A 526-nucleotide genomic window follows, 5' to 3' on the forward strand; every position below is an offset into this window, starting at 1 on the left:
TTTCATAGAGCGTCAGTGCAGAGAAACTAGAGAACCGATTTTGCATACGTAGATCGAGGCGGTTATATATTTCTGGATCCAACAAACGCTTTTTGAGCTTTGGTGGAAATGAGAATGTAATCGAATTTCCATCCTCTGATATGTATACCTCAGCAACCATGTTCGCTATACCCCAGGATGAGTTTTTCCTGGCTGATGAGTCCCCTTTGTAATCAAACTCAACCTGTGTTGATACCATTTGGCGCAACACATTTTTGAGGTATTCCCTACTATTCGACGTGGTATGTCCTACGAGCGTTTCGAAATCCTTGATCGGCACGACATGGCTCGCCTCTTCAGGCGGTCTATTTTGAGCGATTTGCAACATCGAGTTGTAGATTTTTCTCTGGAGAAAAGTAATTTCTCCTGAGGATGCATTTTTCATGGTGAGTGCTTCGACAGGCTTCCTAAGCTCAATGGCTGTGGTTGACTCTGCCTGCTGTACTATCACCATCTTCGGAGCACGGGACCGCTTCTGGGTAGGTTT

At 45.1% G+C, this 526-nt stretch carries 1 protein-coding gene; it reads right to left on the reverse strand.

From position 1 onward, the window contains the following. Positions 1-424, reverse strand: a 424-nt coding sequence (locus tag AC3XQU_RS22850) for a replication initiation protein (protein WP_489876448.1), incomplete at its 3' end; no start/stop codon positions are given. Positions 425-526 lie beyond the last annotated feature (102 nt).

It is taken from the genome of Telluria sp. AZSoR62 (assembly GCF_058111565.1).